The following is a 5,934-nucleotide window of genomic DNA, read 5'->3' as shown; positions in this document are numbered from 1 at the left end:
AGACCGAACTGCGCGTGGCGCTGCGCGTCGCGTACGGCGCGTTCGTGCGCATTGCCGGGGTGGCGCTGCTGGTGCTGCTCCTCGCGGTGGGGCTGCTGGCCGGGCTGGCGGTCGTCCTCGGCGAAAGCGCGCGGGCGGTGCTCGGCCTGGCGCCGGTGGCCTTCGTGCTGCTGCTGTTGATGGTGCAGATCGTGCCGCGCGCCTACGCGACCTCGCGCCTGCAGAATCTTCTGTGGTCGCGCACGGGCAATGCCGACCTGCGCTTTCGCAGCGATCTTCGCTTCGCCCCGTTGGCGCTGCTGACGCTGAAGAATTGGCTGCTCGTGCTGCTGACGCTCGGCCTGTACTGGCCGTGGGCCGCCATCGCCATGGCGCGCCTGCGCCTGGAGGCGGTCTCGCTGCACACGCGCCGGCCGCTCGACGAACTGCAGAGCGAAGCGCGCGCGGCCAGCGGCGATGCGGCCGGCGACGCCGCCGCCGACCTGCTCGGCATCGACCTCGGTCTGTGAAGCCGCTGTGCCGCATCAACGGGAAGACGTTGCGGGCCTGCGTGCCGTCCCGAGCGCTGCGGCCTGACTCGGCGCCGCGACACTCGGCCGCCGGGGTCGCAACATGACCGAGCCCGGCCTCGCCACCGACTACTTCGACGGCCGCAGCGCGCGACCGCGGCGCGTGCGGCTGCAGCTGCGGGGCGGCCGGCTGCTGATCATCGATGACACGCCGACGAGTGCCAGTGCCGGCGTCATCGATCAAGGCACCCCGCTGCGCAGCGCCGCGCTCGACGAGGTGCGCTGGCCCGAGCGCACGCGGCATGGCGCGCGCATCGCGCATCTCGCGGGCGGCGGTGAACTGCATGCGCTGGCCAGCGCCGACTGGGACGCCTTCGTCGCCGGTGCCGGCCTGCGCGAGGGCTTCGTTGTGCGCAGCCAGCAGAGCTGGCGGGCGGTGCTGGCGGTCAGCGTGCTGCTGCTTGTTTTGGTGGCGGCCGGCTGGCGCTGGGGCGTGCCGCTGCTGGCCGACGCCACGCTGGCCGTGCTGCCGGCCAGCGTCGACGCCCAGATCGGCGAGATCGCGCTGCAGCAGGTCGAGGCGCGCTGGCTGGCGCCGAGCCAGCTGCCGGCGAAGCAGCAGGCCGATTTGCGCGCAGCCTTCGACCACGCGGTTCGCAGCGGCGCCGGAGCGAAGCCGGCGCCTTACCGCCTCGAGTTCCGCGCCGCGCGCATCGGCCCGAATGCCTTCGCGCTGCCCGGCGGCACCATCGTCATGACCGACGAGCTGGTGCAACTGGTCGAGGGCGACGAGGCGGCCGTCGTCGGCGTGCTGGCCCACGAATACGGCCATGTGCGAGGCCGTCACGGCATGCGCCAGCTCGTTCAGGCGACGCTGCTCGGCGCGGCCGGCAGCCTTGCCTTCGGCGACTTCAGCGGCCTGCTTGCCGCCGCGCCGGCGCTGCTCGGCACGCTCGGCTATTCACGCCAGCTCGAGCGCGAGGCCGACGGCGAGGCCATCGCGCTGCTGCGCGCCGCAGGCCGCGACCCCGCGGCGATGGCGGGCTTCTTCGAGCGACTGGCCCGGTGGCGCGCCGAGCGTGGTGAGACGGCCGATGAGTCGGCCTTCGGCATCGCGTTCTCCAGCCATCCGGCCGATGCTGAACGGATCGAGCGCTTCCGCGCCGCGGCACGGCAGTGAGTCGAATGCCGCTGCACTTGCCGCGAGAGCCAAGGCCTCGGGCAGGGCACGGTGGACGGCTTCCTACAATCGGCGCTTCGTCCCCCGATCGCCGCCGAGCAATGCAGCCCTCCGCCCTCACCGCCCTGTCGCCGCTCGATGGCCGCTACGCCGCCAAAGTCGATGCGCTGCGCCCGCTGCTCAGCGAATTCGGCCTCATGCAGCGCCGCGTGCAGGTGGAAGTGGAGTGGTTCATCGCGCTGGGCGAGGCCGGGCTGCCCGAGTTCGCGCCGCTGTCCCATGAAGCCCGCGCCCACCTGCGCCTCCTGGTCGCCGATTTCTCCGAAGCCGACGCGCAGGCCATCAAGGACATCGAGAAGACCACCAACCACGACGTCAAGGCGGTCGAGTACTGGCTCAAGTCCAGGTTCGAGGGGAACAAGGAGTTGCAGGCGGCGGGCGAGTTCGTGCACTTCGCCTGCACCAGCGAGGACATCAACAACACCAGCCATGCGCTGATGCTCGGCGCGGCGCGCGAGACCGTGATGCTGCCGGCGCTGGACGCCGTGATAGCCAGGCTGGAGCGCATGGCGCGCGAGATGGCCACGCTGCCGATGCTCGCGCGCACGCACGGCCAGACCGCCAGCCCCACCACGGTTGGCAAGGAGATCGCCAACGTCGCCGCACGGCTGGCCACCGCGCGTTCGCGCATCGCCGGTGTCGCGCTGCTGGCCAAGATGAACGGCGCGGTCGGCAACTACAACGCCCATCTCGCGGCGTATCCGGACGTGGACTGGGAAGCCTTCAGCCGCAAGGTCGTCGAGCAGCGGCTGGGCCTCGCCTTCAACCCCTACACCATCCAGATCGAGCCGCACGACTGGATGGCCGAGCTGTTCGACGCCCTCAGTCGCACCAACACCATCCTCATCGACTGGTCGCGCGACGTGTGGGGCTACGTGAGCCTGGGCTACTTCAGGCAAAAGCTCAAGGCCGGCGAGATCGGCTCGAGCACCATGCCGCACAAGGTCAACCCGATCGATTTCGAGAACGCGGAGGGCAACCTCGGCCTGGCCAACGCCCTGCTCAGCCACCTGAGCCAAAAGCTGCCCATCTCGCGCTGGCAGCGCGACCTGACCGACTCCACGGTGCTGCGCAACATGGGCGTGGCGCTGGGCTACACGCTGCTGGCCTGGGATTCGCTGGCCCGCGGACTGGCGAAGCTGGAGGTCAACGAAGCCCAGCTTGCGGCGGACCTCGACGGCGCGTGGGAAGTGCTGGCCGAGCCGATCCAAACCGTCATGCGGCGTTACGGCCTGCCCAATCCGTATGAGCGGCTCAAGGAGCTGACGCGCGGCAAGGCGATCACGCGCGAGGCGGTGGCCGCGTTCATCGAGACGCTGGAGTTGCCGCCGGCCGAGAAGGAGCGGCTGCTCGCGCTGACACCGGGCGCCTACACCGGCATGGCGGCCGAACTGGCCGCGCGGGCGCGCTGACCTGAGACCAACGAGCCATGCAAGCAGAACTGGGAGCAAGCGGCTCGGCGGGAGCTGCATGAACGCGCGAGAGATTCTCGAGGCGCTGAACGTCCTTGACGAGCACGAGCGGGTAGAAGCGAAGCGAGCGAGCGAGGTCGGCAAGTCGCTCCTCGAAAGCGTATGCGCCTTCGCCAATGAACCGGGACTCGATGGAGGTTGGCTGCTGCTCGGGGTGGTGCGCGAAGACTTGGCACTGTTCCCGTCTTATGAGGTCGAGGGCCTGTCCCAGCCGGACAAGCTGTCGGCCGATCTGGCGAGCCAGTGCCGCACCGAGTTCAACACGCCGGTGCGCGTTGACATTGCCGCAGAGGAGGTCGAGGGCAAGGCGGTGCTCGTCGTGCGCGTTCCTGAGGCGCCGCCTCATGACAAGCCGGTGTACTTCAAGCGTCGCGGTTTGCCGGCCGGGGCCATGCGCCGCATCGGCAGCGTCGATCAGCATTGCACCGATGACGATCTGCTGGTCCTTTATCAGGGCCGACAACAGGACAGCTTTGACGCCGGCATCGTGCCGGATGCGTCGCTCGACGATCTGGCGCCTGAAGCGCTGGCTGACTATCGCCAATCGCGCGCGGAAGTGAATCCGGATGCGGAGGAACTGCGCTGGTCGGACGAGGAATTGCTGCAATCGCTCGGCGCCATACGGCGTACGACAGGTGGCGCCGGAATGATTGGTGTCTGGCAACCGACGGTTGCTGGCTTGCTCCTTTTCGGCAAGGCGCAGGCCTTGCGTCGCTGCTTCCCGATGACGCGGGTCGATTACATCCGCGTACCCGGCCGGGAATGGGTTCCCGATCCAGAACGGCGCTTCGATACGATCGAGTTGCGCGATCCGCTGTTTCGTCTCGTTCGGCGCGCCCAAGCCGCGGTACTCGACGATTTGCCACGTGCCTTTGCCTTGCCAGAGGGCGAACTTCAGCGTCAGGATCGTCCGGTCATTCCACAACGGGTGATACGCGAGGCCATCGTCAATGCTTTGATGCATCGCAGCTACCGGAGCACGAGTCCGGTGCAGGTCATCCGGTACAGCAACCGACTCGAGATTCGCAATCCTGGCTTCTCGCTCAAGTCTCCCGAACATCTGGGAGAGCCGGGCTCGCAGCCGCGCAATCCGAAGATCGCCGCAGTGCTGCACGACACGCGCTTTGCCGAAATTAAGTGGAGCGGTATCCGCGTGATGCGCGAGTCGATGGACCAGGCTGGTCTGACGCCACCACTGTTCGAGTCGGACCGCGGCCGCGACCTGTTCGTCGCGCGCTACCTGTTCCACCACTTTCTCGGGCCGGACGACATTGCCTGGCTGGCACAGTTTAAGTCCGTGCACCTAAGCGACGACGATGCGAAAGCGCTGGTCTTCGTCAAGGAAGCGCTAGCGATCGACAACGCCAGCTACCGGGAGCTGACGGGTGTGGACCCGTTGGCAGCCAGCCAGGCATTGCGGCGTTTGCGTGATGCGGGGCTGCTGGAGCAAAAGGGTCGCGGCTCGGCCACTTACTACGTGCCGACCACAAAGCTCCTGCCGATTGATGAGCCGGTGTCGATCGCCTTGTCCAGTAAGCCGGTGGGCTTATCCGGCAACCTCGGCGGCTTATCCACGGACCCTCCGATGCAATCCAGCAAGCTGCCGCCCGACTTACCCCCGGCTCTGGCAACGGTCATCGAACGGCTGGGCATGCGAGCACCGCCCGGCGAGGTGGAGGCGGCTATCGTGATGTTGTGTGCTTGGCGTGAACTGCGAACGGATGAACTGGTTGCTCTGCTGGCCCGACGCGCCGGCACCGTACGCAGCTATGTCACCCGGTTAGTGCAGCAAGGTTGCATTCAGCAGCGCTACCCGCGTCAACCCAACCATCCTCAGCAGGCCTATCGCGCCAACACCGACCACGAGCGGGACTGACATGAGCTTCCTCGCCCGCCTCCTCGCCGCCGAGCGCCGCAACGACACGCTGCTGTGCGTCGGCCTCGATCCGGAGCCCGCGAAATTCCCGGCGCCGTGGACCGGCGACGCCACCCGCATCTTCGACTTCTGCGCCGCCATCGTCGATGCCACCCATGACCTCGTGCTCGCCTTCAAGCCGCAGATCGCCTACTTCGCCGCGCACCGCGCCGAAGACCAGCTCGAACGGCTGATCGCGCACATCCAGCGCGTTGCGCCCGACGTGCCGGTGATCCTCGACGCCAAACGCGGCGACATCGGCGCCACCGCCGAGCAGTACGCGAGCGAGGCCTTCGATCGCTACAAGGCCGACGCGGTGACTCTGTCGCCCTTCATGGGCTTCGACTCGATCGAGCCCTACCTGCGCCGGCCGGACAAGGGCGCAATCCTGCTGTGCCGCACTTCCAACCCCGGCGGCAGCGACCTGCAGATGCAGCGCCTGGCCGATGCCCCGGGCCGGCCGCGCCTGTACGAGCACCTGGCGCGGCTCGCCCAGGGGCCGTGGAACACGAACGGCCAGCTCGGGCTGGTGGTCGGTGCCACCTTTCCCGAGGAACTCGCGCGGGTGCGCGAGCTGGCGCCCACGCTGCCGCTGCTCATCCCCGGCGTGGGCGCACAGGGCGGCGATGCGGCGGCCACGGTGCGCGCCGCCTGGCGCGGCGGGCCGGGGCACGAGACCACGGCGCCGATCATCGTCAACTCCTCGCGCGCCGTGCTCTATGCCGGTAGCGGCGCGGATTTCACTGCCGCCGCCCGCAAGGTCGCGATGGCGACGCGCGAGACCCTGAACCACGCTCG

5 protein-coding genes are annotated in these 5,934 nt (G+C 68.6%); all 5 read left to right on the top strand.

Going from position 1 to position 5,934, the window contains the following annotated elements; genetic code table 11:
- A partial coding sequence (locus H0W38_RS15005) for a DUF898 family protein (protein ID WP_292455462.1) occupies positions 1-509 on the top strand: 509 nt, incomplete at its 5' end.
- A gap of 103 nt (positions 510-612) precedes the next feature.
- Complete coding sequence (locus H0W38_RS15000) at positions 613-1,689, top strand: M48 family metallopeptidase (protein WP_292455460.1); 1,077 nt, start codon at positions 613-615, stop codon at positions 1,687-1,689.
- A 101-nt stretch (positions 1,690-1,790) separates the two neighbouring features.
- Positions 1,791-3,161, top strand: coding sequence for an adenylosuccinate lyase (purB, locus tag H0W38_RS14995; protein WP_292455458.1), 1,371 nt, complete (start codon positions 1,791-1,793; stop codon positions 3,159-3,161).
- Between the two features lie 58 nt (positions 3,162-3,219).
- Positions 3,220-5,097, top strand: coding sequence for an ATP-binding protein (locus tag H0W38_RS14990; protein WP_292455457.1), 1,878 nt, complete (start codon positions 3,220-3,222; stop codon positions 5,095-5,097).
- A gap of 1 nt (position 5,098) precedes the next feature.
- On the top strand, positions 5,099-5,934 hold an 836-nt coding region (pyrF, locus tag H0W38_RS14985), incomplete at its 3' end, for an orotidine-5'-phosphate decarboxylase (RefSeq protein WP_292455455.1).

This window comes from Methylibium sp., from assembly GCF_013817365.1.
Taxonomy (GTDB): Bacteria; Pseudomonadota; Gammaproteobacteria; order Burkholderiales; family Burkholderiaceae_C; genus Methylibium.
The sequence above is the reverse complement of the archived record's forward strand: the minus strand, read 5'-3'. Positions and strand labels throughout refer to the sequence as shown.

What these genes read in the sequence shown, in the direction of transcription:
- H0W38_RS14990 (WP_292455457.1), top strand. Translation starts at nt 3,220, where the DNA reads ATGAACGCGCGAGAGATTCTCGAGGCGCTGAACGTCCTTGACGAGCAC.
- H0W38_RS15000 (WP_292455460.1), top strand. Translation starts at nt 613, where the DNA reads ATGACCGAGCCCGGCCTCGCCACCGACTACTTCGACGGCCGCAGCGCG.
- purB (WP_292455458.1), top strand. Translation starts at nt 1,791, where the DNA reads ATGCAGCCCTCCGCCCTCACCGCCCTGTCGCCGCTCGATGGCCGCTAC.